Source organism: Collinsella intestinalis (assembly GCF_902501455.1).
GTDB classification, from domain to species: domain Bacteria; phylum Actinomycetota; class Coriobacteriia; order Coriobacteriales; family Coriobacteriaceae; genus Collinsella; species Collinsella intestinalis.
Window position 1 is genome coordinate 176,512 of record NZ_CABWIC010000030.1, and the last position, 25,124, is coordinate 201,635.

The 25,124-nt window shown below is 62.5% G+C and carries 19 protein-coding genes; 3 read left to right on the forward strand and 16 right to left on the reverse strand.

The window, feature by feature from the left end; genetic code table 11:
• Positions 1 to 3: 3 nt before the first annotated feature.
• The 13 genes from AOBCEHNH_RS07825 to AOBCEHNH_RS07885 all read right to left on the reverse strand — a co-directional run bounded on the left by AOBCEHNH_RS07825 (position 4) and on the right by AOBCEHNH_RS07885 (position 17,408).
• Positions 4 to 741 carry an amino acid ABC transporter ATP-binding protein gene (locus AOBCEHNH_RS07825; protein ID WP_306437550.1) on the reverse strand — a complete coding sequence of 246 codons (738 nt, stop codon included), beginning with the start codon at positions 739 to 741 and terminating at the stop codon, positions 4 to 6.
• Positions 742 to 824: 83 nt separating this feature from the next.
• Positions 825 to 1,685, reverse strand: a complete 861-nt coding sequence (locus AOBCEHNH_RS07830; protein ID WP_118271829.1) for an amino acid ABC transporter permease — start codon at positions 1,683 to 1,685, stop codon at positions 825 to 827.
• Positions 1,682 to 2,341, reverse strand: a complete 660-nt coding sequence (locus tag AOBCEHNH_RS07835) for an amino acid ABC transporter permease (RefSeq protein WP_152063824.1) — start codon at positions 2,339 to 2,341, stop codon at positions 1,682 to 1,684. Before AOBCEHNH_RS07835 ends, AOBCEHNH_RS07830 begins: the two co-directional genes overlap by 4 nt.
• Positions 2,342 to 2,503: 162 nt before the next feature.
• Positions 2,504 to 3,493, reverse strand: a complete 990-nt coding sequence (locus AOBCEHNH_RS07840) for a glutamate ABC transporter substrate-binding protein (RefSeq protein ID WP_152063825.1) — start codon at positions 3,491 to 3,493, stop codon at positions 2,504 to 2,506.
• Between the two features lie 222 nt (positions 3,494 to 3,715).
• Positions 3,716 to 5,512 (reverse strand): 1-deoxy-D-xylulose-5-phosphate synthase, encoded by a 1,797-nt coding sequence (locus AOBCEHNH_RS07845; protein ID WP_006723735.1) that lies wholly within the window; start codon positions 5,510 to 5,512, stop codon positions 3,716 to 3,718.
• A gap of 159 nt (positions 5,513 to 5,671) precedes the next feature.
• Positions 5,672 to 7,108 carry an MFS transporter gene (locus tag AOBCEHNH_RS07850; protein ID WP_152063826.1) on the reverse strand — a complete coding sequence of 479 codons (1,437 nt, stop codon included), beginning with the start codon at positions 7,106 to 7,108 and terminating at the stop codon, positions 5,672 to 5,674.
• 152 nt (positions 7,109 to 7,260) lie between these two features.
• Positions 7,261 to 7,857 (reverse strand): methylated-DNA--[protein]-cysteine S-methyltransferase, encoded by a 597-nt coding sequence (locus tag AOBCEHNH_RS07855; RefSeq protein ID WP_182282062.1) that lies wholly within the window; start codon positions 7,855 to 7,857, stop codon positions 7,261 to 7,263.
• Between the two features lie 62 nt (positions 7,858 to 7,919).
• A complete protein-coding gene (locus tag AOBCEHNH_RS07860; RefSeq protein ID WP_152063827.1) occupies positions 7,920 to 11,495 on the reverse strand; it encodes an FtsX-like permease family protein in 3,576 nt (1,191 codons plus the stop codon).
• Between the two features lie 11 nt (positions 11,496 to 11,506).
• A complete protein-coding gene (locus tag AOBCEHNH_RS07865; protein ID WP_006723739.1) occupies positions 11,507 to 12,208 on the reverse strand; it encodes an ABC transporter ATP-binding protein in 702 nt (233 codons plus the stop codon).
• A gap of 110 nt (positions 12,209 to 12,318) precedes the next feature.
• Positions 12,319 to 13,536 carry an ATP-binding protein gene (locus AOBCEHNH_RS07870; RefSeq protein WP_152063828.1) on the reverse strand — a complete coding sequence of 406 codons (1,218 nt, stop codon included), beginning with the start codon at positions 13,534 to 13,536 and terminating at the stop codon, positions 12,319 to 12,321.
• 340 nt (positions 13,537 to 13,876) lie between these two features.
• Positions 13,877 to 14,737, reverse strand: a complete 861-nt coding sequence (locus tag AOBCEHNH_RS07875) for a DegV family protein (protein ID WP_152063829.1) — start codon at positions 14,735 to 14,737, stop codon at positions 13,877 to 13,879.
• A gap of 218 nt (positions 14,738 to 14,955) precedes the next feature.
• Positions 14,956 to 15,981 carry an aspartate-semialdehyde dehydrogenase gene (locus AOBCEHNH_RS07880; RefSeq protein WP_152063830.1) on the reverse strand — a complete coding sequence of 342 codons (1,026 nt, stop codon included), beginning with the start codon at positions 15,979 to 15,981 and terminating at the stop codon, positions 14,956 to 14,958.
• 62 nt (positions 15,982 to 16,043) lie between these two features.
• On the reverse strand, positions 16,044 to 17,408 hold the full coding sequence (locus tag AOBCEHNH_RS07885; protein ID WP_006723743.1) for an aspartate kinase: 1,365 nt from the start codon (positions 17,406 to 17,408) through the stop codon (positions 16,044 to 16,046).
• Between the two features lie 259 nt (positions 17,409 to 17,667).
• On the opposite strand from AOBCEHNH_RS07885, the gene thrC reads away from it, so the two are divergent.
• Both thrC and thrB read left to right on the forward strand, forming a co-directional pair.
• Positions 17,668 to 19,179 carry a threonine synthase gene (gene thrC, locus AOBCEHNH_RS07890; protein ID WP_152063831.1) on the forward strand — a complete coding sequence of 504 codons (1,512 nt, stop codon included), beginning with the start codon at positions 17,668 to 17,670 and terminating at the stop codon, positions 19,177 to 19,179.
• Entirely contained in the window at positions 19,176 to 20,057 is an 882-nt protein-coding gene (thrB, locus tag AOBCEHNH_RS07895) for a homoserine kinase (RefSeq protein WP_152063832.1), read from the forward strand. Before thrC ends, thrB begins: the two co-directional genes overlap by 4 nt.
• 65 nt (positions 20,058 to 20,122) lie before the next feature.
• On the opposite strand, the gene pflA is transcribed toward thrB, so the two are convergent.
• Entirely contained in the window at positions 20,123 to 20,941 is an 819-nt protein-coding gene (gene pflA / locus AOBCEHNH_RS07900; protein ID WP_118272365.1) for a pyruvate formate-lyase-activating protein, read from the reverse strand.
• 122 nt (positions 20,942 to 21,063) lie between these two features.
• Between pflA and AOBCEHNH_RS07905 the strand changes: the two genes are divergently transcribed.
• Positions 21,064 to 22,197, forward strand: coding sequence for an SLC13 family permease (locus tag AOBCEHNH_RS07905; protein WP_152063833.1), 1,134 nt, complete (start codon positions 21,064 to 21,066; stop codon positions 22,195 to 22,197).
• Between the two features lie 77 nt (positions 22,198 to 22,274).
• Here the strand turns inward: AOBCEHNH_RS07905 and grcA3 are convergent, their stop codons facing one another.
• Complete coding sequence (grcA3, locus tag AOBCEHNH_RS07910; RefSeq protein WP_006723751.1) at positions 22,275 to 22,526, reverse strand: autonomous glycyl radical cofactor GrcA3; 252 nt, start codon at positions 22,524 to 22,526, stop codon at positions 22,275 to 22,277.
• A 142-nt stretch (positions 22,527 to 22,668) separates the two neighbouring features.
• Positions 22,669 to 24,783 (reverse strand): formate C-acetyltransferase, encoded by a 2,115-nt coding sequence (gene pflB / locus AOBCEHNH_RS07915; RefSeq protein WP_152063834.1) that lies wholly within the window; start codon positions 24,781 to 24,783, stop codon positions 22,669 to 22,671.
• Positions 24,784 to 25,124: the final 341 nt, after the last annotated feature.

Sequence of the window (25,124 nt, forward strand, 5' to 3'; positions counted from 1 at the left end):
GGCCTAATGTCCCTTGATGGAGTCGAGGAAGTCACGGGCGCGCTGGGATTGCGGATGATCGAAAAAGGCGTCGGGCGTCCCCTCCTCCACAATCGCACCGTCGGCCATGAACACGACGCGGTCGGCCACGCGACGGGCGAAGTTCATCTCATGCGTCACCACGATCATGGTCATGCCCTGACGGGCGAGATCGACCATGACATCGAGCACCTCGTTGATCATCTCGGGGTCGAGCGCTGAGGTGGGCTCGTCGAAGAGCATGGCTTTGGGATGCATGGCCAACGATCGGGCAATGGCGACGCGTTGCTGCTGACCGCCGGACAGCTGAGCCGGCACCTTGTTCGCCTGAGACGCCACACCCACGCGATCGAGCAGCCCCATAGCCCGCTGCTCGGCTTCCGCCTTGGACAGGCCAAGCACCTCGACGGGGCCGAGCGTGACGTTTTGTAAGATGCTCATATGGGCGAACAGGTTGAAGCTCTGGAACACCATGCCGAGCTCCGCGCGCATGGCGGCGAGTTCGCGGCCCTCCTGGGGAAGGGGCTTGCCCTCGATGAGGATCTCGCCCGAATCGATGGTCTCCAAACGGTTGATGGCGCGGCACAGCGTCGATTTGCCCGAGCCCGAGGGGCCGATCACCACGACGACCTCGCCCTTGCCCACGGAAAGGCTCACGTCCTTGAGCACATGCAGGTCACCGAAATGCTTGTCCACATGGCGAAGCTCGATGATGGGAGCCATGGAACTCTCTGACTGATTGGACATATCGAATCCGTTCTCACGAGGACTTGATCAACGATGCGTCCGCAATGGACGCTCGGGGGCTAGGCGGGATTGGTGCTGTAGCGGCTCACCACGCGGGTGCCGCTGCGGCGCGCCACGTACACCGACAATTGATTGATGGCGTAGTTCAACAGGATGTAAATCACCGCCACAACCAGGTAGGTACTCACCAGGGCGTCATAGTTGGTGATCAGCACACGGGCGTTCTGCAGCATGTCGGGATAGCTCACCACATATGCGACCGTGGTGTCCTTCACCACGACCACGAGCTGGGAGATGAGCGAGGGGATCACGTACCTGATCGCCTGGGGCAGCACGATCTTGAGCTTCACGCGAAACGGGCTCATGCCGAGCGCCAGCGCCGCCTCGGTCTGGCCGCGGGGAACGGCGTTCACACCCGCGCGAAACACCTCGGCGAGCACGCCCGAAGCCGCGAGCGCGACCGGCAAGGCAAGCATCCAAAACGACGACATCCTGATGCCGTACTGGGGCACCACCAGGAAGAAGAAGTAAATCAACAGCAGACTCGGCACGCCGCGGAAGAAATCGGTCACGACACGGCAGGCCGCCTCGAGCACACGGATGCCGCTCGTGCGCCCGAGCATGAGGGCAAGACCCAAAACCAACGCGATGCCGCCGGCGGTGAGCGCCACCGTGAGGGTACCGCGCAAGCCCGCGAGCAGGTAGCTCCACGTGCTCAACTGCGTGAAGAACATCCAGTACCGCGGGCTGAGCTGGCCGGTCGCCCAAAATTGATACACCACAAATCCCAAAAGCAGGGCGACCAACACGGCTGTGACGGCTGTGCCCACGCGGATCTTCGCGAGAGTCTTGGGTCCGGGGGCCTCGTACAGGGCATCGCGGATACTCACGGGGCGGGAGGTTGAAGTCATGGCGCTCATCGGACAATCCTCACCTTCCGGTCGATTCGATTGCCCACGAACGCGATGACCACCGCGGTGAGCGCGTAGCCGGCAGCCGAAACGGCAAAGGCCAAGATGCCGCCGGTCGCACGCGTGTTGATATAGGAAACCACGCCGGTGAGCTCAAGGGGATCGAGCGGGACCTGCGAACCGATCGAGGTGGTGAGCAGCACGGCGATGAGCAGGTTCGTCATGGGCAGCACCGTGTTGCGCAGGGCCTGGGGGATCACGATCCGACGGAGCATCTGCCCAAATGAAAGACCCAGCGATCGCGCGGCCTCGATCTGGCCCACGCCGATGGTGTTGATGCCGGTCATGAAGTTCTCGGAGCCAAAGGCGGAGGCCACGAGCACCACCGTGAGGATCACGCACGTGCGGTACGGCAGCACCAGCTTCAAGCTGGGCAACGCATATACGATGATGATCAGCAGCGCAACGCCCGGGATATTGCGGAACACCTGGACGTAGCCATCACCCAGCAGGCGCAGCGGCTTGAACGGGGAGACGCGCATCACGGTCACGACGACAGCAAGCGCCATCACGAGCGCAAAGCAAAATGCCGTCATCCCCCAGGTGGACAGCAGCGCCTCCCAATAATTGCGCCCATAGGTCGCCATCAGCTCCGACAGCCCCATGAACACCCCTTCCCCACGTTTGACCCTGTCAGTTACAACGCCGCGGAGGCGCCGACCCACCCGTCACGCATCGCGTGCAGGCAGGCGCGGGCGCCTCCGCACATCCTCGCAATCGGCGTCGCCCACCATCGGTGCGAGCGACGCCACGCACATCTCGCGAGCCTACGCGCCGATCGCCGGAGGCTGCGGGACCTCGTCGATCTCGGCACGATCGCCGATGCAGAGCTTCCACAGCTCCTCCCAGGTACCGTCCTCCTCGACCTTGGTCAGGAAGGCGTTCACGAACGCGACGCCATCGGAGTCGAGCGGGAGGCCGATGCCGTACAGGTCCTCGGGGCCGAAAGGCTCGCCAGCCATCTTGTATTTACCAGGCTGCTTCATCATGTCGGAGAAGAGCATGTTGCGATCGATGACATAGGCGTCCACGCGACCCTGGGTGAGGGCACTACGTGCCTCCTCGTCGGTCTTGAACTCCTGAAGCTTGGCGTCGGGGCAGACCTCCTCCATAATGCTCGGGCCGGTGGAACCGGACTGGGCGGCCACGTTCTTACCCGCAAGATCGTCGACGCTGGCGATATCGTCATTGTCGGCGAGCACGAGAATGGACTGCTGCGTGCCATAGTAGGGACCGGCAAAGGAGATGAGCTTCTTGCGGTCCTCAGTGATGGAATACGTGGCGAACACCGCGTCGACCTGATCGTTTTGCAGGACGGACTCGCGCGTGTCGGACGTGACCTGCGTGGCCTCGAACTTGGATTCGTCACCCAGGATGTAACGGACGAGCAGCTGGGAAAGACCAGCATCGAAACCGCGCAGCTTGCCGTCCTTCTCATTCAGCAGGCTGAAGAGCATGGAGGTCTGGACGACACCGAGGCGCATCGTCCCGGCGTCCTTGATCTTTTGGGCCCACTCGCTGGAGGCGATGGTCGCATCATCGGCAACGGCACCGGAGGCGATCAGCTTGTCATAGGCGACGGCGTCGAGAAGCGCGGGCTCCTGATCCCCGGCGGCATCTCCCGTGGAGGACCCGGCGGGCGCCGGGGCGGCCGGCTGCTCGCCGCATGCTGCCAGGCCCAACGTAGCCGCGCCGGCAACTGCGGCGCCCAGTACCTGGCGACGGTCGAGCGTGAACTCACGCATGGTCTTGCTCATGAGGGTTCCTTTCCCCTGTACGCGATAATACTTTATTATACCGCAGTGTTTGCTCAGACAGTCCAACGCACTCGTGGACTTACGCGTTCTTATGCCCCAACCGCGGCACTTGTATCACTCGTGCGGCAACCTCAGCATTTACGCGATGATGCCCGCGTTATGGAGCGCGGGCATCATCGATGGGTTAGATGGGATTGGGAACGTCTCACTCCCGATGCGACGTCAGGAAAGGGCGACGCGGATATCGGCGGTGATCGCCTCGAGGGTCATGCCGTTCTCGGCAAGGAGCTCGTCGGCGTCGAAACGATCCGGGAAGCCCTTGCGCACGCCGTAGCACAGCACCCGTACGCTGGTCGGGCCCAGGTAGCGAGCGACCTTCTCGCCCCAACCACCCTCGAGCACACCGTCCTCGAGCGTCACGATCACACGGTGGGAACGGGCGAGATCGTCGAGGGTCGCCTCATCGAGTTCGGTGGCGAAGCGCGGGTTCACCAGGGTCGCATCGAGCGCAGGCCCGCCGTCCGCAGGAGCGGAAAGCGCGTCGCACAGGCTCTCACCCAGGCTGAAGAAGCTGCCCAACGCGAGAATCGCAACATCGGAACCCTCGTGTACCACGTCATAGCGCGGGAGGGTAAAATCGGCCGGGGCCTTAGGGTCGAGCGCGAAGTCGGGATTGGAAACGACGCCATTGCCGGGAACGCGAATGACCACAGGACGAGAATCTTGGTCGATAGCCCAATCCAGCATGGCGAGATACTCCTCGCGACACGTGGGCGCCAGGCAGCGCAAGTTGGGCAGAGCCCCCTGCAGGGCGAGGTCGAAGAAGCTCAGATGGGTCGCATCGCTCGTCCCATACACGGAGGAGCCGAAGTCGAGGATGACGGCCGGCAGGTTGTTCAGGCACAGATCGTGCCAGAGCTGGTCATACGCGCGCTGCATGAACACGCCGTACAGGCCGAGCACCGGCTTGGCACCTGCGCGCGCAAGGCCCGCGGCGTAGGTCACGGCATGCTCCTCGGCAATGCCCACATCCACGAACTGGGAACCCGCGGCATCGCGGCGGGGCTTGGTGAAGCCCATGATGTAGGGCGTGGCGGCGGAAATGCCCACCACGCGCTCATCGGCGGCCATACGCATGAGCAGGTAGCGGCCGGTGATATCCGCGTAGGTCTCGCTCTTCTCGCAACGGCTACGGCGGAGCGCCTCATACGTGCCAGACTCGATGTCAAAGGGGCCCACGTGGTGCCAACCCTCGGCGTCGTCCTCTGCGGGCTCGTAGCCGGAGCCTTTGACGGTGCACACGTGCAGGACGACCGGATGGTCGATATCGCGCAGCTCGAGCAAGGCGCGCTCGACGGCCGCCTCGTCGTTGCCGTTGGCGAGGAAACGATAGTCGAGCCCCAAGGAGCGGAAGAAGTTGTTGGGGGCGGCACCTTCGCTCTCGCGCAACTCGGCGAGGTTGCGGTAGATGCCACCGTGATTCTCGGCGATGGACCAGCCGTTGTCGTTCACGATGACGATCACGCCGGTGCCGAGCTCGGCAAGGTTGTCAAACCCCTCGAACGCAAGACCACCGGAAATGGAGCCATCGCCGATGACGGCGACGACGTTGTAATCGGCGCCCATGAGGTCGCGCGCCTTGGCCATGCCGCAAGCGAGGCTCACGGAAGTGGAGGTATGGCCGACAGAGAACAGGTCGTGCTCGGACTCAGTCGGGCTGGTGAAACCGGACAGGCCTCCGAAACGCTCGGCGTCGAGGTAGTTCGCGGCGCGACCCGTGAGCATCTTGTGCGCGTACGTCTGATGGGAAACGTCGAAGATGAGCTTGTCCGTCGGCGAATCGAACACGCGGTGCAAGGCGACGGTAAGCTCCACGACACCGAGGTTCGAACCGATGTGACCCCCTACCGAAGCCGAGCTCGAAAGGATGGCCTGGCGAATCTCAGAACAAAGAAGCGGCAGGTCGGCGGCATCGAGGTCCTTCACGTCCTGCGGCGATGAAATGCGTTCCAGCAGCATGCGTGCGACGAACCTCCCGTGATGCGAATGACGAACAATGTATTACGTAGAGTACCAGTTTCGCATACTCCGATGATGAAAATGAGACATATCCGCCAAACGGCAATAGGTCCCGAGCGCATCGGGACCCATCAAGAGACGCATGCGCCAAAAGATGCCCTATCGCTGAGAACGCCTACGCGCGATCATGCGGCCCATCGCCAGAGCGAAGCCCACGAGCACGAGCGCGGCGGTGACGACGTAGACGATATGGTACCCGTACAGGAAGATGTCGGGCCTCCCCTCTACGAAAGCCGTCACATGGCGGCCGGCCGCGACGCTCATCTGACCATAGAGGATCGAAGTGGAGCCCGAAATACCCACCGCCATGCCCAGGTACCGGGCGAGCGCGCTCACACTGCCCGCAAATCCGAGCATCTCGGTGGAGACGGAGCCCATGATCAGCGAGTTGTTCGGAGACTGGAAGATCGACGTGCCGAACGAGGCCAAACCCAGATAGAACAGGATCTGCGGCAGCGTTGCCGTCATCCCGAGCGTGCCGGTGAGGTACAGGCCCACGCTGAACGCACCCAGGCCGAGAACCGTGAGCAGGTTGCATCCGATGCGGTCGGACACGGCACCGGATATGGGTCCCGCAACCGCGTTCACCAGGGGGATGATGCAGAAGATCAGGCCGGATGCACCGGGGTCGAAGCCACGGGCATCCTGCAGGTAAAAGGGCGTCATGAGTTCATAAACACCGATGGCGACGAAGCTGATGAACAGACAGACGACGTTCACCGCGAAATGACGGTCGGAAAAGATCGCCAAGTTGACCAGTGGATGCTCGACGCGGCGCTCGTGCAGCCCGAAGAACACGAGCATGAGCGCGCCCGCAACGAGCGCGAGCGCGGCAGCGGGACTCGCATTGCCCTGCATCATAGTGACGGACAGGAACGTGAGCAACATGCCGGGAACGAGCAACACTGCGCCCTTAACGTCCATGGACTGCCCCGCGCATTCGGGCGTCGAGCGCGGCAAGGTGAAGTGCCCTATGACGAGGGACAGGATGCCGACCGGCACGTTGATGAGGAAAATGCCCTCCCAAGGGAACATCGACACGATGAAACCGCCCAACACGGGACCGCACATCATGCCGAGCGCCACGAAGCTCGCCAGCAGGCCGAGCGCGCGGCCGCGCTCACGGGCGGGAAAGGCCTCGGTGATGATGCCCATATTGTTCGCCATGGCCGATGCGCCGCCGATACCCTGAACCGCGCGAGACGCCACGAGCGCCGGCAGCGAGGTCGACATGCCGCACATAAGGGAGCCGATGGAAAAGATCACCACGCCGATCTCGAAATACCGGACCTTCCCATACAGGTCGCCCAACCTACCGAACACAAGCAAAAAGGCGCACATGGTCAGCAGGTACACCGACGAGATCCACTGGATTTGGTCGAGTCCCGCCCCCAACGCCTTTTGCATGACCGGCAACGCCACGTTGACGATGCTCGAATCGAGCGTCGCCATGAACGTCATGATGAGAACGGTGAGCAGAATCGCCCACTTATTCGAAGATCCCGCAGACGCGGCACCAGATCGCATATCTCCCATGCACCCACCTCCATAAAAATAGGGCCCCCACCTCATAGCAGCTTGAGCTGGGAACCCATTCGGTTCGTTAAATCAATTGTCTGGACCTCTTTTGTACCATGAATCGCCCGACGCGTGTGAGGAACTTCACAGCAAAACCAAGGGGTGCCCGATCAGCAGGTGGCTTCCAGGGTGCGCAGCGCGACGCTAACGCGCTCACGGGGGTCGTCGGGCGTCAAAAGGCCTTCGACGCGATGAATAGGAACGATGACCCGAACCGGGCAGCGCAACGCGGCGTCACGGACGGCGCACACATCGGGCGCACCCCCGATTCGAGACGCCACGCTCGCCGCAACCTCATCGACCGTGACGACCTCACCATACGGCACCCCGAGCAGCGCCACGCATACCGCATGCTCGAAGTCGTCTCCGCCGAAATCCATTGGGGGAACCCATCGTGGAGCCTGCCCGGCGAAATAGGCGTTGAGCCACGCCCAGGAGCGTTCCAACACGGCGATCGCGGAGCCGTGCGCCGGACTCGACGCGCACATGGGACGGGCGCCCGAGAGCGCATCGCAACCTTCGATCTCCTCGACCGTGGCAGCGGAATCGGGATCGATGAGGCCGCCGCCATTCATGTCGAAGCGAGCGGAATCGGCGCACTTCGAGGGGACACAGTCGACCCCCCGAAACCACAGGCCGGCCAACCCGCGCGCAGTGGCGGCAAGCGAAATGTCGCCCAGCGGCGAGTGATATATGGTCGTGATCATGCGGGCCCCTCTCGTCCCCGCCATTGTACCGCGGCGTCTATCTCAGACGGACGGCCTTTGCCCTACTCCGCGCTCTTAAGGGCACCCACCATGTCGATGCGATCGAGACTGCGGTTGGTCATCCGGTTGATGATCAGTGTAAAGACGAACGACATCACCGAGGCGAACAGGTACGTCTGCGGCTCCACAATCGTGTCGAAGAACAGCGACGGCATGCGCAGCACATACGTGAGGAATCTCGTGATCACGTAGCCGAGCGGCCAACCAGCCACGATGCCGATAAGCGTGAGGACGATCGTCTCCTTGTTGATATAGCGATGCACCTCGCCACGCCTGAAGCCGAGCACCTTGATCGTGGCAAGCTCGCGCTCTCGCTCGGAGATGTTCGTGTTGGACAGCGTGAACACCACGGCGAAGGCCAGCGCCGCTGCCATCACGGTCACGACATACACCACCACATCGATGATCTTGAAGCTCTCCGAGAAGTCGTTGGCGACCTTCGTCGAACTGTTCACGTTCACGAACGTATCGCCCGCCGTCAGGCGATCGGCCAGTTCGATCTTCTGCTCATCTGTGCCCGTGAGGTTGACCAACAGCGCATTCGGGACGCACGGCTCGCCGAAGGCCTCGGCATAAGCGCTCTCGGTCATGAACACGAAGTTGCCCAGGAAGCTCACGGCAATGCCATCCACGCGCACCGACCCCTGGCTCAGCGTCGAGTCTTGCAGGAGGAGCTCGTCGCCGAGCGAGAAGCCGAGCACCTGCTCGGCGTTCTTGGTCACGAGGACGCCGTTGCCGTCGCTTGGCAGCGAAAGCTCCCCTCCGCCCATCGCGGGGGCGAGGAAGGTCGTGTTCGAGCCATCCTCGGTCTTCATGTACGCGGACAAATCGGCGTTGTCGGGAACAACGACGAGCTGAACGCTCTCCCTCGCTCCCCCGAATTCAGCGGTCACGCTGTCGACGCGCGCCTCGAGCATGGTGTCGACCATGCCCGTCTCGCGCAACTCGCGCTCACCTTGTGCGAAATCCTCGTCGGTGGTAACGGCCAGCAGGTCGTAGCGAACCACACCGGCTGGCCCGTACTGACGCGGTTTGAGCGAGATCACGGTATCGCGAATACCCAGGCCGCAGATCATGAGGGCGGTGCAGCCCGCGATACCGAACACCGTCATGAAGAAGCGCTTCTTGTAGCGGAACAAGTTGCGGGCACTCACCTTGTTGAGGAAGGACAGCCGGCGCCACACCGGGGTGATGCGCTCCAGCAAGATGCGCTTGCCCGCACGCGGGGCCTTGGGGCGCATAAGCGAGGCAGGCGTCTCCTTGAGCGCATGACGACAGGCCAGAAACGTGGCGCCCACGATACCGAGCGCGAATAGGGCGATGCCGAGCACCGCCGTGAACATGTTGAAGTGCAACTGGAACGGGGGCAATGCGTACATGGTCTTGAATATGGTGAAGATCACCGCTGGAAGGGCGATGAATCCGAGCGCGTCACCGGCGATACCGCCCGCCAGGCAGGCGGCGAACGAGTAGATGAGGTACTTGGACAAGATGCGGCCACGGCGGTAACCCAGCGCCTTGTACACGCCGATGAGGCCGCGATCCTCCTCGACCATACGCGTGACCGTGGTGAGACTGATGAGCACGGCGACCGTGAAGAAGATGAGCGGGAACACCGTGGCGATGGACTCGATCGAGCTCGCATCGCTTTCGATGCTCGCGTAACTCGGCAGTGCCCCGCGATCTTGGATGTACCACTTCGCGCGCTCGATGCCGTCGACATCGGCCCGAGCCTGGGCAAACCGCGCGTTGACATCGGCGCGGTTGGCTTCGAGCTCCGCCTTACCGGCGTTGAGCTCGGACTGGCCGGAGGCTGCCTCGCCCTCGCCGGCGATGAGCTGGGCCTCGGCCTCGGCAATCTGAGATTTCATCTGCTCACGGGCGGCGTCGAGCTGACCTAGGCCGCGCTCGGCACGGGAGCGTTCGGCATCCAGGCGACGTTGGCCCGCCGCGACCTGCTCAAGCCCCGCCTGCACCTCGCTCTTGCGCGCCATGCCCTCGGCAAGGGCGCGAATCTGCGCACCGTCATCGGCGAGCATGGCATCGAGCGACGAAGCGGTGGAGCCCAGCATCTTCTCGATCGAGGAGAGTTTGGAAACGGCCTGTTGGATCTGGCCGGCATCCTCCGGATACAGGCTCACAATGGCGCGAACGGCGTCGATGGCGGCGGCGTACCTGCCACCGGTCAGCGCATCCAGACGCTCGAGCATGAGCGCAATCTGAGCCTTGTCCTCGGGGGAGGCGGTGGGCAACCCGGAAACGAGCCCTTTTATCTCTGCCACAAGGGTGCGCGCCTGATCGAGCTCACCGCGGGCCTCACGCACCAGCGGAACCACGGAGGAGACAAACGGATCGACAGCCGCTGCATCACCCTTTTGCAGGCGTGCCCACAAATCAGCGGGCCAGCGATCGCCGAGCAGCGGCTGGATCACGTCGACCGCGGCCTCCGCCTTGGCGATGCCGGCGAGCGCGTCGGTGAGCTCCGAACGGGCCGAGTCGAGCTTGCCCTGTTCGCGCGCGATGAGGGCCAAACCGGCATCAAGCTTGGACTGGGCGGCATCGAGCTGACGGGAGGCATCGGCACGTTTGGCGTCGAGCTCGAGCTTGCCGCTCGCGATCTGAGCGCGGGCGGCATCGATCTTGGTTTGTGCGCTCGCAAGCTCGCCGGCGGCTGCGTCGAGCGCCTCGTCGGCCTCGCTGCGGCGCTCGTCGATCTGCGCGAGGGCATCGTCCTTCACATCGCTCGTGCGCTCCGCCTCGCGACGCTCGCGAATCTGCTCGACGCGTCCCTTGACGCCATCGATGAGCTCCTTGTATTCATTCGAGTAGGACATGAGCTCGGAGGCGCCGGCAACACGAAGGTAGGCGACGGTAAACGTATCGCGGTCCACCACGGCGGCGGGCGTGAGGAAGAACGCGTACTGCGGACCGCCGGTGCTACGGAAGCTCATGGTCTTGCTGCCGGCGTTCACATCCATGGGATCGAACACGGATGCGGTGATGGTGTAACGGCCGCGCTCGAAAATCGCCGGTGTATCGGATGATCCGGCGGCATCGGAGCCCTCTTCGGCCGTGCCGCCGTGCTTATCCTCGGCGCTCTCGAAGGTCACGGTGTCGCCGATCTTCTTGCCGCTCGCATCCAGGTACTTCTGCGTGACGGCCACCTCATGCACGTCGCGCGGAAGGCGGCCCTCTATCACACGGGGCTCGTTGAGGCCGGCCGCGGAGAGCGCTTTGAGATCGACCTTCTCGCTCAAACCGTCTACCTGGGTGTAAGCGGACTCGGTGTAACCGCCCTCCGCGACTTCGACGCCGTCCACCTCGCCGAGCGCGGAGATGTCGGCTTCGTCCAGGCCGAGCGTCGATTTGACCGATATGTCGAACAGGCGCTGAACGTCGTAGTAATCATCGGCGGTGAAGCGCAGGTCGTCGCAGGCCGCCTTGAGGCCCACCAGCATGGTGGCGCCGAGCGCGGTGATCACGAACAGCGAGATGAACCGCTTGAGGTTGCCCGTGATGGTACGTTCGATATCGGTCGCGAATGCGCTGGGCCGGACGCAGGCCTTCTTCCCCCTCATGATGCGCCCGCCTACCACTCGATGTCGGCGATGGGCACAGGGTGCTCGTTGACCTGCATGTCCGTCACGCGCCCGCTCTTGAAGCGGATCAGGCGGTCGGCCATGGGAGCAAGCGCGGAGTTGTGCGTGATGATGAGCACGGTGATGCCGTCGCGACGGCAGGTGTCCTGCAACAGTTGAAGCACCTGCTTACCCGTTTGGTAGTCGAGCGCGCCGGTGGGCTCGTCGCACAACAGGAGCTTGGGATTCTTGGCGATGGCACGCGCGATGGATACGCGCTGCTGCTCGCCGCCGGAGAGCTGGGCGGGGAAGTTCGCCATGCGCTCCCCCAGGCCGACCTTGCGCAGACATTCGACGGCATCCAGCGAATCGGGGCAAATCTGCGAGGCGAGCTCGACGTTCTCGAGCGCCGTGAGATTTGGCACCAGGTTGTAGAACTGGAACACGAAGCCCACGTCGGCGCGGCGATATTCCACGAGATCGTCCTCGGAGGCCGAGCTCACATCGCGCCCATCCACGACGACGCGCCCGCTCGTGGCGCCGTCCATGCCGCCCAAGATGTTGAGGGCCGTGGTCTTGCCGGCTCCAGAGGCGCCGAGAATCACAGCGAGCTCACCGCGTTCGACCTCGAACGACGCCCCATCGAGGGCGTGCACCTCTGACCCATCGGATCCGTAGACCCTCGTGACGTCTTTGAACTCGATATACGCCATGGCCGCGCTCCCATTACCTCATACAGTCATATTCGTATGTTCTACCCACGAGAGGGGGTGTCAAACACGGGCGAGTGCCAACCCCGTCGAAAGCCCGTCGCCACCTCAATTTAGGGACTGTCCCTAAATTGAGGTGCTGCAAGATGGCTCTGTCCCCCAAAGCCCAGGATGCTCGGGATGTCCGTATACGGCACAAGACGGCCGCGGGGACTCGATAGCTCGTCTTCCCCTGCATACACCACAGAGCAGCTGTCCGCCTTGAGCCCAAGCTCGCGCGGAGCGATGCGCTCGATCACATCGAAGTATTTGGCACGAAACGTCGCGGAAGATTTGACCTCTATTGCGGCGAAGGGAACGGGCCCCTTTTCGACGATGACGTCGATTTCGTTTTTATTGGTATCGCGCCAGAAAGAAAGATGCGGCGTCCTCCCGCGATTGAGATACTCCTTCATGAGCTCCGACACGACCGCAGCCTCGAACACGGCCCCTCTCTGGGGGTGCATCGCAAGCTCATCGGCATCTTCTATTCCAAGAAGGTTGCACAGCAGCCCGCTGTCGTAAAAATAGAGCTTGGGCGTTTTCACGAGCCTCTTTCCCCGATTGGTCGCATAGGGCCTAAGCAGGTGAATCACATAGCTCGATGACAGAATCGAAATCCAATTATTGGCAGTCGCGGGCGAGATGCCGCAATCGCTCGCCAGGCTCGAAACATTGAGGAGCTCTCCGGATCTCAGCGCACAAAGCTGTATGAAGCGCGAGAATTCCTCGATCTTCGCCACGCCGAGCTCCTGACGGACATCACGTTCCAGATACGTCTCGATATACGCGGGGTAGAAATCGAGCGGATCGATATCCGATGCGATGACGCGCGGGTAGCCCCCACGATACGCCCAGCTCCAGGCACTCTCCGGGCGCTGTGCGCCGCGAGCGATTTCACCATAGGAAAGCGGCAGCAGGCGCAAGATTCCAACGCGCCCCGCAAGTGACTGCGAAACACTTTTCGACAGCAGGAAGTTCTGCGAACCGGAGATGATGAACGAGCCGGGTTCGTCACGCCCATCGACTATCCCCTGCAAATACGAAAACAACTCGGGCACGCGCTGTGCCTCATCGAAAATCACGTTGTGGGAATAGCGCTTGAGGAAGCTCGTCGGGTCGGCCTGGAACAACTCGCGCGTCGAGGGGTCTTCAAACGACAGATACGCGTACGTGGGGAACGCGTTTTTGATGAGCGTTGACTTCCCACTCTGGCGTGGCCCTGTGACCGAAACGACGGGGAACTTCGTTGCCAATTGCAGCAGCTTCGTCTTCATGTCGCGCAAGATCATGAGCGGCCCCTTGCTTTTTACGAGACTGAATCACACGGAGATAGCCTATAGGTTTCATTCGCACTTCGTGATTATCATAAGACTGACTTCATGATTAACATAGCTCTGACTTAGTAATTAGCATAAGAAAGACTTCGTGATTAACATAGCTCCGCGTTTTTGTTTGCACAATGCGAATCAAGTGGCTACCGCAACGTCCCACACCCACTCATAGCGCCACCGGAAGAAGAGGAAGGCAAACACCGCATCAATTCGGCCGGCAAAGCCCGTCGCCACCTCAATTTAGGGACTGTCCCTAAATTGAGGTGGCGACACGACCTCTGATGCTATCGAGTGCGCTTTACGCCTTGGGCTTTTGGATGAGCACGGCGCCGAAAGCAGTGGGGCCGCAGTGGCTGGAGATCACGCCTCCGACCTTGGTCCAGGTAATCTCCTTAAATCCCAGTTCGTGGGCGTACGCCTCCATCTCCGTGCGGAGCTCGTCGGACAGTCCCACAGAGTAGGCGAGACCGATGTGGGAGTAGTCGATATCGCCCTTCTCGATCATGTGATCGATGAAGGAATGCGCGCACTTGAGCATGGAACCGCGGAACTTCTTGGTGGCGAGGAACTTACCGCCGAGCACCTCGATGCAGGGTTTGATCTTGAGCAGGTGCGCGCCGAGGAACGCGACGTTGGAGAGTCGACCGCCGGCCTTGAGGAAGCCGAGGTCGGTGGGGACAAAGCCGAGCAGGATGCGATCCATCACGCTCTCGGCGTAGGAGAAGATCTCCTCGACCGTGGCATCGGGATGGGCCTCGATGTACTTGGCGGTCTCGACGGCCACGAGTCCCTGGCCCACGGAGACGAAACGCGTGTCCATGGAGTAGACGTAGTCGCGGCCCTGGGCGGCGATCTTGGAAGACTGGTGCGAGCAGGTGGTCGCCTCGGAATACGCGAGGTGGAGGATGGTCGCATCGGGCTGTTCGGCGTGAATGCGGTCGAAGACCTTCTCAAAGTCGCCGGGAGTGCAGCCGCTCGTCTTGGGCATCTCGGCGAGCTCGTTGCAGCGAGAGTAGATCTCGAGCGGGTCGATGGAGCCGTCGTCCATCGTCTCGCTGCCGATCGTCACGTGCATCGGGACGATCACGATACCGTAGCGCTCGCATTGCTCCGGCGAGACGTCCGCACCGGACTCGACCACGATGACGTACTTACCCACAAGATCACGACCAATCTAATCGATATTACATATGGCGAAGGCGCCGGTCGCATCTCTCGTCGCCGGCGCCTTCCCCGTTCTGTGCGTGACATCAGATTGTACACACTGAAACTTGATATGTAGATTAATTACCGACCACCGGCCGAGTATTTCCGACCGAATGGTACAGGGCCGTCAAGACCGCGCAAAACATCCGTATCCTACGGCGACGCATGTCCCTATTCGCACAGGAGCTTGGCGATCTGGACGGCATTGGTGGCAGCGCCCTTGCGGATCTGGTCGCCACAGCACCAGAAGGTGATGCCGCGCAGGGCGTCAGGGTTGGAGATGTCGCGGCGCACGCGGCCGACCCAGATGAGGTCCTGGTCGGTGGTATCCAGCGGCATGGGCCAGCGGTCGTGCGCGGACTCGGCGGCCAGGTCGTCCACGAGCTTCACACCGGGAGCGGACGCGAGAGCCTCGCGCGCCTGCTCAAGCGTGATGTCACGTTCGAATTCGAGCGTGACGCTCTCGGAATGAGAGCGCAAGACGGGAACGCGCACGCACGTGCAGTTCACGCGGAGATCGGGCAGGTGCATGATCTTGCGGCCCTCGTTTTGCATCTTCATCTCCTCGGAGGTGAAGCCCTGATACTTCTCCCCACCGATCTGCGGGATGAGGTTGCTCGCCAACTGCGCCGCAAACGCAGCGGGGGCGGGGATCTCCTCGCCGCGGCCCATGCAGCCGATCTGCTCTTCGAGCTCGCGCATGCCGGGCACGCCTGCACCGGACGCGGCCTGATAGGTGGATACGATCATGCGCTTCACGCCGGCCAGCTGGTGAAGCGGCCAAGTCGGCACCAGGCCGATGATGGTGGCGCAGTTGGGATTGGCGATGATGCCCTTGTGCGTGAGGGCATCGGCCGCGTTGATCTCCGGGATGACCAGCGGCACGTCCTCGTCCAGGCGAAAAGCGTGCGAGTTGTCCACCACCACGGCACCGCGGCGCACGGCCTCGGGGTACAGGGCCTTCGCCACGTCGTCCTCGGCGGCACCCAGCACGATATCCACGCCGTCGAACGCCTCGGGCGCGGCCGCCTCGATCGTGACCTCGCCCCACGGGGTCGACACGACCTTGCCGGCCGAGCGCGGACTCGCCAAGAGCTTGAGCGCGCCAACCGGGAACTGCTGTTCCTCCAGGCACGTGAGCATTTGCGTGCCGACGGCCCCCGTGGCCCCTACGATAGCGACGACGTACTTCTTCATCTTGCTCCACTCCTCACAGTTCGCATTGGGCATGCATGCTTCCGGCAACCTTTGTCTCGCGCCTAGAACGCGCGCGGCGCAGGCTCCAACTCGGCGGTCTTCACGATACCGTCCTCGTCGGAAAACGCCTCATAGATGGTTTTGATCGCGAGGTCGAAATCGCGCTCCTCCACGCCGATGATGATGTTGATCTCGTCGCAGCCCTGCGTGATCATGCGGACGCTCACGCCGGCCTCGCCGAGTTTGCCGAACAGATGGCCCGAAATGCCCGCGCGGCCGCTCAGGTTACGGCCGACCGTGGCGATGAGCGCCAGGTCCTCCACGACCTCGATCTCGAGCGGCTCGACCTCCTCTTGGATGTCGGATATGAGCGAGTACAGCGAATCCTTGACGTCGGCGGCCTGCACGACGGCGGCGAACTGGTCCACGCCCGTGGGCATATGCTCGACGGACACGCCATAGCGCTCGAACACAGACAGGGCGCGACGCATGAAGCCGATGCGGCTCTTGGTGCGATCGCGCGAGACGTTGATGGCCAGGAAGTCGCGCTTGCCGGCGATACCGGTGATGATCGGCTCGGTATCGCCTTCCTTGGCGGTTTCGGAGATGATCGTGCCCGGGTCCTCGGGGGCGTTCGTGTTCTTGATGACGAGCGGAATGCCGGCATCGCGGACGGGGAAGACCGCCTCCTCGTGCAGGACGCTCGCGCCCATGTAAGACAGCTCGCGCAGCTCCTCGTAAGTGATGCGCGGGATGGGCTGGGCGCCCGGAACGATGCGCGGATCGGCGGAGAGGAAGCCCGAGACGTCCGTCCAGTTCTCGTACAGATCAGCCTCGAGGCACTGGGCGAGAATCGAGCCGGAGATGTCGCCGCCGCCGCGGTCGAGCAGCTTGACCTTGCCCTCCTTGGTGGCGCCGTAAAAGCCCGGCATCACGAACCCGCCCTCGCGGGCGTTCTGCTTGACGAGCTTGGCCGTGCGCGACATCGACAGCGTGCCGTCGTGGTGGAAGGCCACCATGTCCGCAGCGTCGATGAACGGCAGCCCCAGGTACTCGGCCATGAGGCGGGCGGTGAAGTACTCGCCGCGGCTCACCAGCTCCTCGGTGGTGTAGCCACCGGAACGGGCGCGCTCGGCAAAGGCGGCAAACTCTTCGCGGATGGGATAGGAGAGCCCCAGCTCATCGGCGATATCGAAATAGCGTTGCCCGATGTCGGCGAGCAGGTCCTCACAGGACACATGGTAGTTCACATGCGCATCGACGAGATACAGCAGGTCGGTGACCTTCGTGTCGGCCTTATGACGACGACCGCACGCACTTACCACCACGAAGCGGCGCGCGGGATCGGCGTCGATGATCCCCTTGATCTTTTTGAAATGCTCGGCGTCGGCGACAGAGGAGCCGCCGAACTTAGTGATCTTGATCATATGGAGCAAATGCCTTTCCCCTGGCGCACGTCGAGATGGGCGCATGGTCACGTAGGCAGCCACTTTACCATGAGCAAGTGCCCGACCGCTCCCCCATCCGGCTCTTTCCCAAGAATCGCTACCTATGTTTCCAATTGCGAAACGACGTGTGAAGCCCCGCTGGAAAGCGATGGAGCTGCAGTGCTTTATCATGGTGTAGCAACGCGCTCTGCTACCATGGCAGAACGCACGACGACATCGGCAGCGAGGAGACCCAAGCATGGCGACATACCACAGCACCCGTTCCCACGAGGCGCCGCTCACCTCAAAAGAAGCCATCCGTCGGGGAATCGCACCCGACGGCGGTCTATATGTGAGCGATGAGCTCGGCTGCACGCAGATCCCGCTCGCCGGCCTCTCGGAGATGGGCTATCTCAACCTGGCGCGCGAGGTGCTCGCAGCACTGCTAACCGACTACGCCCCCGAAGAGATCGCGGCGTGCGTCTCCGAGGCATATGAGGAGACTTTCGCCGATGCCGAAATCACGCCCGTGAGGCGCCTCGCGCCGGCCAACGCCGACGGCGTGCCCACGCACGTGCTCGAGCTGTGGCACGGCCCCACGAGTGCCTTCAAAGACGTCGCCCTCCAGATGCTGCCCCGCCTCATGGCCCGCACGGGCTCGAACGACGGCACCGGAGACGAGAAGATCATGATCGTGACCGCCACCTCCGGCGACACCGGCAAGGCGGCTCTCGCCGGATTCGCCGATGCCCCGGGCGTCGGCATCTCCGTCTTCTATCCCGAAGGCAAGGTCAGCCGCGTGCAAGAGCTGCAGATGAGCACCCAAGAAGGCGCCAACGTGGCCGTCTGCGGCGTGCGCGGCAACTTCGACGATGCGCAAACCGCCGTCAAGCAGATCTTCGCCGATCGCGAGCTCGCCGAGCGCCTCGCCACCCAGGGCGTCATGCTCTCCAGCGCCAATTCCATCAACGTCGGCCGCCTCGTGCCCCAGGTCGTGTACTACTTCGCCGCATACGCGCAGCTCCTTCGCTCCGGCGATATCTCATGCGGCGACGAGGTCGAGTTCTGCGTGCCGACCGGCAACTTTGGCGACATCCTCGCCGGCTATTACGCCAAGCGCCTCGGTCTTCCCGTGGCACGTCTCATCGTGGCGAGCGACGCGAACAACGTGCTGTTCGACTTTCTCACCACGGGTACGTACGACCGCAAGCGCCCCTTCTTCACCACAACCTCGCCGTCCATGGACATCCTCGTTTCCTCAAACCTCGAGCGCATGCTCTATTACCTGTCCGACGGCGACGTCGAGCTCGTCTCCCGACTCATGGGCCAGCTGGCAGATGAGGGCTCCTACACCCTTCCCAACGAGCTGCTCTCCAAGATCCAGGAGGTGTTCGCCTGCGGTTGGGCCGATGAGGATGAGGTTGCCCGCGCCATCAAGGCCTGTTGGGATGAAAACGGTTATCTGATCGACCCGCACACCGCCTGCGGCTACCACGTGCTGAGCCACATGCCCGCCGTCCCCGGTTCCAAGGCCCGCATCCTGCTTTCCACCGCGAACCCGTACAAGTTCCCGCGTGCGGTCGCCAGCGCGCTCGGCCTGTTCTGCCCGCCCGACGACTTTGCCTGCATGCAGGTCCTGGAGAAGGCAACGGGCACCTGCGCGCCCGCTCAGCTCGCAGAGCTGCAGGACAAGCCCGTGCTGCACGCCGACGTCGTGGACATCGACGGCATGGCGTCCTTTGTGGAGCAGGCGGCCGGGGGTCTCAAATGATCAAGATCACCGTACCCGCCACCAGCGCGAACCTTGGCATCGGATACGACACGCTCGGAATGGCGGTTTCGCTCTACTCGCATTTCACGTTTGAGCGCGCCGATGAACTGCAGATCACCGGATGCCCCGAGGAGTTCCAAAATGAGAACAACCTCGTATACGCATCGCTCATTGACGCTTTGCGCGAGTGGGGCGAGGAGCCCTTCCCCGTGAAAATCGACATCCAGACGGAGGTGCCCGTCGCCCGCGGCCTGGGCTCGAGCTCGACCTGCGTCGTCGCGGGCATCATGGCGGCCGCCGCGCTGACCGGTCACACCGTCGACCGCGCCGAACTCGTGCGCATCGCAACCGCCGTCGAAGGACATCCCGACAACGTCGCCCCCGCCATCCTCGGCGGGGCCGTATGCTCGTTCACGCCCGAAGGCGGACTTCCCCGCTGCCTGCGCTACGAGGTCAGCGATCGCCTCCGCTTCATCACCGTCATCCCGCCCTACGAGGTCCACACGAGCGAGGCGCGGAAGGTCGTACCGCAGCAGGTCGCACTCGCAGACGCCGTATGGCAGATGGGCCGCATCGCCGGCATGACGCGCGGCCTGGAGACGGGCGACCTTGCGCTCATCGCGGCCGCAAACGACGACCGCCTACAGGAGCCCTTCCGTCGCGCGCTCATCCCCGATTACGACGGCATCCGCGCAACCTGCCTGGAAGGCGGCGCCGGAACGCTGTGGATCTCCGGCTCGGGCTCGACCCTCATGGCGGTGACCGACGACACTATCGTCGCCAAATTCCTGCAGGTCCGGCTCCGCGAGGCCTTCCCTACCTGCGAGACGCACATTCTCACCTGCGACACGCAAGGCGCTCAGATCGAATATCTGTGACATTAGCCCCGATCACGCCCATACAGCGCAACAAAAAGCGGCGGGAGCCTTCCCGCCGCTTTTGCTTAACCCTGGCAGTTGTGTTCCGCCGCACGGCCTGCGCGCAACCCGCGCATTACCGCCTCGCGAAGGGCGGGCATGCGGCCCTTGTCCATCGCGGGCACACCCTTGAGCGGATATTCCAAGCCAAGCTGCTCATATTTGACGATGCCCATCGTGTGATAGGGCAGCATCTCGAGACCCACCACGTTGTGCCATGGGGCGATGAGGCGTCCGAGCGCCTCGCACTCCTCTTCCGTGTCCGTGATTCCGGGAACCACTACGTGGCGGATCACGACCTTGATCTTGCGCCTGGCGAGTTCGTCGCCGAACGCGATGATGCGATCGGGCTCGCATCCGGTCAGGGCCTTATGCCCCACAGGGTCGCTGTGCTTGATGTCGAGCAGGACCATATCGGTCTCGCTCAGAAGCTTCTCAAAACGCTCTGGCTTCTTGGGGTTATACGCGTATCCACAGCTGTCCAGACATGTGTGGATACGGCCCGCAGGCGCCGCATGGGCGGCCGCGAACAGATCGCCCACGAACTCGGGCTGAAGCAACGGCTCGCCGCCCGTGACGGTCAGGCCGCCGGTACGGTAAAACGGCCTGTTGCTCTCGTATTCTCCCAACAGGCGCTCGACCGATACGCACGTACCGGCCCCCTCGCCCACGGTCCACGTGTCCGGGTTGTGGCAATACGCGCAGCGCATGGGGCACCCCTGGGTGAACACCACGAAACGCACACCCGGCCCGTCCACGGTGCCCATGCTCTCGATGGAGTGGATGCGCCCGAGCGCATATCTGGACTCGACGTCCCTATCCTCATCTAGCTGAACACGTGCCATAATCGCATCTCCCCCTTTACCTGCAGACACGGCTGCAGACGCTTTATTTCGCAAGTTATAATACCCCGTTGGCCGCATTCATCTCGGTCATTTTCACCTGTCGCCCGAACCTGAGGACCAGCATGCAACTCCCCCTCATCGATCGAATTCGCTCCTTCATCCAAGCTGAAGCCGTACTCGTCCTCGCCGCCCTCGCAGCGCTCCTCTCGGCTTGCCTGTTCCCGCCTACGCCTCAAAACTGGTCCGCATACGCCGAGGCAATCGACTGGCGCACCATCGGCCTTCTCTTCTGCCTCATGACCGTCGTGGCGGGCTTCACACGCGCCGGCCTGCTGGCGCGTGTGCGGTCCCTTCTCACCCGCACCGAAGGCACGCAGCGACGCCTCTCGCTCCTGCTCGTCACGCTCTCTTTCTTCACCGCCATGATCGTCACGAACGATGTCGCCCTCATCTCGTTCGCACCCCTCACCCTGTTGCTCTTCCAGGGCTCCGAACCCCGCTCGACGATCATCACACTCGTCGCACAAACCGTCGCGGCAAATCTCGGCTCGATGATGACGCCCATCGGCAACCCGCAGAACATCTACCTCTACTCCGCGTTCGAGCTCGAACTCGGCGAATTCCTCACCGCAATCGCACCCTACGGCATCATCGGGTTCCTTGCCTCCATCGCCCCATGTATGCTCATTCCCAATACGAAGGCAACGCTCGGCAAAGCCGCCGATTCCAAGGTCGATACACGACTCGCCCTCGCTTACGGCTCCCTATTCCTCCTCGCACTCGCCTGCGTTGGAAGGGTCGTGAGCTGGGAGCTCTGTGTGCTCATCACTCTGATTGGCTGCCTCATATTCGATCGCAGCGTACTCAAACACCTCGATTACAGCCTTCTTATCACCTTTGCCTGCTTCTTCATCTTTGTGGGAAACATCAGGCACGTTCAAGTCATCGCCAGCACCCTGCAATCCATCGTCGTCGGGCGTGAGGTCCTTGTCTCGGCTCTGGTCAGCCAAGTCATCAGCAACGTCCCAGCCGCGATCATGCTCTCCGGGTTTAGCAGCAACGGCATCGGACTGCTTGTCGGCACCAATATCGGAGGCCTGGGAACACCGGTCGCCTCTCTCGCAAGCCTGATCACGCTACGTGTCTATGGACGTTCGCGTGACGCGCAAACCGGGCGCTACCTGCTCTGTTTCACCGCCATCAACCTCGCCCTCCTTGTCCTATTCCTCGGACTCGCATCCCTTCTCAGCCTGTAGACCCGCCCAGCAATGCAAAAAGGGACGCCGGCAATGCCGACGTCCCTCGCTTGAGCGGTGCCCGTGTGGGTGATCGCTTAGAAGCTATCGTGGAAGGTACGGGAGATAACCTCGTCCTGCTGAGCCTTGGTCAGGTTGTGGAAGTTCACAGCGTAACCGGAAACGCGAACGGTGAGCTGGGGGTACTTCTCCGGGTGAGCCTGGGCGTCGAGCAGCGTGTCACGGTTGAACACGTTGACGTTCAGGTGGTGGCCACCCTTCTCGGCGTAAGCGTCGATCATGCTCACGAGATTGTCGGCCTGAGCCTGCGGGATGTCAGCAACCTTCATTGGTGCACTCCTTTTCATCTTCGGCGCCCTCTTGCGCCGAAATAGGAATTGTTACTGAAATTATATCAGCATTGACCGCGCCGGTGAATAAGAATTACCACCGGCGCGGAAACATTACAGACGGACCGAATGTCCGATGGCCTTAGCGGTCCTCGGAGCCCTCGGGAGCGGAGGAATCGGTGCAGTCGCAGCAGGCAACCGGGTTCTCGAAGGAGACGTCACCGAGATCCAGATCGCCGAACATAACCTGGTCCTCCTTGCCGAGCGCGCTCGGGATGATGGAGAAGGTATTGGAGATGCCGTCCTGAGCGTCACGGAAGGGAAGCTTCGAGACGGAGGACAGGGAGGCGATGGCACCGTGGGTGTCGCGCTGGTGCATGGGGTTGGCGCCAGGAGCGAACGGCACGCCGGCCTTGCGGCCGTCGGGGGTGGCACCGGTCTTCTGGCCGTACACCACGTTGGAGGTGATGGTCAGGACGGAAGTGGTGGGCACCGAGTTGCGGTACGTGTCGTTCATGCGGATGTACTCCATGAACTGGTGCACGATGTCGTGGGCGAGAACGTCGACGCGGTCGTCGTCGTTGCCGTACTTGGGGAAGTCGCCCTCGATGTTGAAGTCGACGATGACGCCATTCTCGTCGCGGACCGGGTGAACCTTGGCGTACTTGATGGCGGACAGGGAGTCGGCCACGACGGACAGGCCGGCGATGCCGGTGGCGAACCAGCGGTGGACGTCCTTGTCGTGCAGGGCCATCTGGATGGACTCGTAGCAGTACTTGTCATGCATATAGTGGATGACGTTCAGCGTGTTCACGTACACGCCGGCGAGCCACTTCATCATGTCGTTGTACTTGGCCATGACGTCGTCGAAATCAAGGGTGTCGCCCTCGACCGGACGGAACTTCGGGCCGACCTGCTTCTTGGAGACCTCGTCGACACCGCCGTTGAGTGCGTACAGGAGGCACTTGGCGAGGTTGGCGCGGGCGCCGAAGAACTGCATCTCCTTGCCGATGCGCATGGAGGACACGCAGCAGGCGATGGCGTAGTCGTCGCCGTGGTAGACGCGCATGACGTCGTCGTTCTCATACTGGATGGAAGAGGACGCGATGGAGGTCTTAGCGCAGAACTCCTTGAAGGCCTGGGGCAGGTGAGTGGACCACAGGACGGTCAGGTTCGGCTCCGGGGAGGTGCCCATGTTCTCCAGGGTGTGGAGGTAGCGGTAGCTCATCTTGGTGACGAGGGTACGGCCGTCGACACCCATGCCGCCGATGGACTCGGTGACCCACTGCGGGTCGCCGGAGAACAGGTTCTGGTACTCGGGGGTACGGGCGAACTTGACCATACGCAGCTTCATGATGAAGTGGTCGACGAACTCCTGGATCTGCTCCTCGGTGAAGGTGCCGTTCTTGAGGTCGCGCTCAGCGTAGATGTCGATGAAGGTGGAGGTGCGGCCGATGGACATGGCAGCGCCGTTCTGGTCCTTCACGGAAGCCAGGTAGGCGAGGTACATCCACTGGATGGCCTCCTGGGTGTTGGCGGCCGGACGGGCGATGTCGAAGCCGTACAGCTTGCCGAGCTCGACGAGCTGCTTGAGGGAGCGGATCTGCTCGGACAGCTCCTCGCGATCGCGGATGGTCTCCTCGGTCATGACGGAGGGCGTGGAAGCCTTCTGGGCCTCCTTGTCGGCGATCAGGGCGTCGACGCCGTAGAGGGCGACGCGGCGGTAGTCGCCGATGATGCGGCCGCGGCCGTAGCCGTCGGGCAGACCGGTGATGATGTGAGCGGAGCGGCAGGCGCGCATCTCAGGGGTGTAGGCGTCGAACACGCCGGCGTTGTGCGTCTTGCGCTTGTTGGTGTAGAAGTCGACGATCTCGGGATCGACCTCGTAGCCGTGCTGGGCAGCGGCCTGGCAGGCGATGCGGATGCCGCCGTTGACGTGCAGGGCGCGCTTGAGCGGGGCGTCGGTCTGCAGGCCGACGATGGTCTCGCGCTCAGGGTGCTCGGCGTCGATGTAGCCGGCCTTGTGGGACAGAATGCCCGTCACGACCTTGGTGTCCATGTCCAGGACGCCGCCCTGCTCGCGCTCCTTGAGAAGCAGCGACATGACGTCATCCCACAGCTTGACGGTACGCTCGGTGGGACCCACCAGGAACGACTCGTCGCCCTCGTACGGGGTGTAGTTCTTCTGGATGAAGTCGCGGACGTCAATCTCGTTGAGCCAATTGCCGCCCTCGAAGCCTTCCCATGCCTCCTGCATTGCGTGACCACGCTCCTCGTCGTGCTCGCGGGGCGTCCCCGCCCCAAATTTGACATCCCCGGCAACAATCCCCGGACATTCGCACGTGCCACTCGCCGAAAAAACGCTCGCGCCCATGTGAAAAAAGAGACCGTTGGCCGAAGATTTATTCACGTTTGCAAGGATACCATATGCACAGGTCCCAAAGGGTATCGCAAATGGGACTTTTTCTCATTCATTTATGTGAGTGTTTTTTCCTTGAGGTGATTTGGCGCGGCTGGTGATTCGCTTTAGCAGGATAAACCCTCTGACCTGGGCAGCCGCTCGCTGGGCGCAGCATCCTCCCACCGAATTCCGATAGC

Bases quoted from the DNA above. Each gene is read 5' to 3' on its own strand.
- AOBCEHNH_RS07855 (WP_182282062.1), bottom strand. From the start codon at position 7,857: ATGATCACGACCATATATCACTCGCCGCTGGGCGACATTTCGCTTGCC.
- AOBCEHNH_RS07835 (WP_152063824.1), bottom strand. From the start codon at position 2,341: ATGGGGCTGTCGGAGCTGATGGCGACCTATGGGCGCAATTATTGGGAG.
- thrB (WP_152063832.1), top strand. From the start codon at position 19,176: ATGATCAAGATCACCGTACCCGCCACCAGCGCGAACCTTGGCATCGGA.
- AOBCEHNH_RS07850 (WP_152063826.1), bottom strand. From the start codon at position 7,108: ATGGGAGATATGCGATCTGGTGCCGCGTCTGCGGGATCTTCGAATAAG.
- pflB (WP_152063834.1), bottom strand. From the start codon at position 24,783: ATGCAGGAGGCATGGGAAGGCTTCGAGGGCGGCAATTGGCTCAACGAG.
- AOBCEHNH_RS07825 (WP_306437550.1), bottom strand. From the start codon at position 741: ATGGCTCCCATCATCGAGCTTCGCCATGTGGACAAGCATTTCGGTGAC.
- grcA3 (WP_006723751.1), bottom strand. From the start codon at position 22,526: ATGAAGGTTGCTGACATCCCGCAGGCTCAGGCCGACAATCTCGTGAGC.
- thrC (WP_152063831.1), top strand. From the start codon at position 17,668: ATGGCGACATACCACAGCACCCGTTCCCACGAGGCGCCGCTCACCTCA.
- pflA (WP_118272365.1), bottom strand. From the start codon at position 20,941: ATGGCACGTGTTCAGCTAGATGAGGATAGGGACGTCGAGTCCAGATAT.
- AOBCEHNH_RS07885 (WP_006723743.1), bottom strand. From the start codon at position 17,408: ATGATCAAGATCACTAAGTTCGGCGGCTCCTCTGTCGCCGACGCCGAG.
- AOBCEHNH_RS07865 (WP_006723739.1), bottom strand. From the start codon at position 12,208: ATGGCGTATATCGAGTTCAAAGACGTCACGAGGGTCTACGGATCCGAT.
- AOBCEHNH_RS07870 (WP_152063828.1), bottom strand. From the start codon at position 13,536: ATGATCTTGCGCGACATGAAGACGAAGCTGCTGCAATTGGCAACGAAG.
- AOBCEHNH_RS07880 (WP_152063830.1), bottom strand. From the start codon at position 15,981: ATGAAGAAGTACGTCGTCGCTATCGTAGGGGCCACGGGGGCCGTCGGC.
- AOBCEHNH_RS07840 (WP_152063825.1), bottom strand. From the start codon at position 3,493: ATGAGCAAGACCATGCGTGAGTTCACGCTCGACCGTCGCCAGGTACTG.
- AOBCEHNH_RS07860 (WP_152063827.1), bottom strand. From the start codon at position 11,495: ATGAGGGGGAAGAAGGCCTGCGTCCGGCCCAGCGCATTCGCGACCGAT.
- AOBCEHNH_RS07830 (WP_118271829.1), bottom strand. From the start codon at position 1,685: ATGAGCGCCATGACTTCAACCTCCCGCCCCGTGAGTATCCGCGATGCC.
- AOBCEHNH_RS07845 (WP_006723735.1), bottom strand. From the start codon at position 5,512: ATGCTGCTGGAACGCATTTCATCGCCGCAGGACGTGAAGGACCTCGAT.
- AOBCEHNH_RS07905 (WP_152063833.1), top strand. From the start codon at position 21,064: ATGCAACTCCCCCTCATCGATCGAATTCGCTCCTTCATCCAAGCTGAA.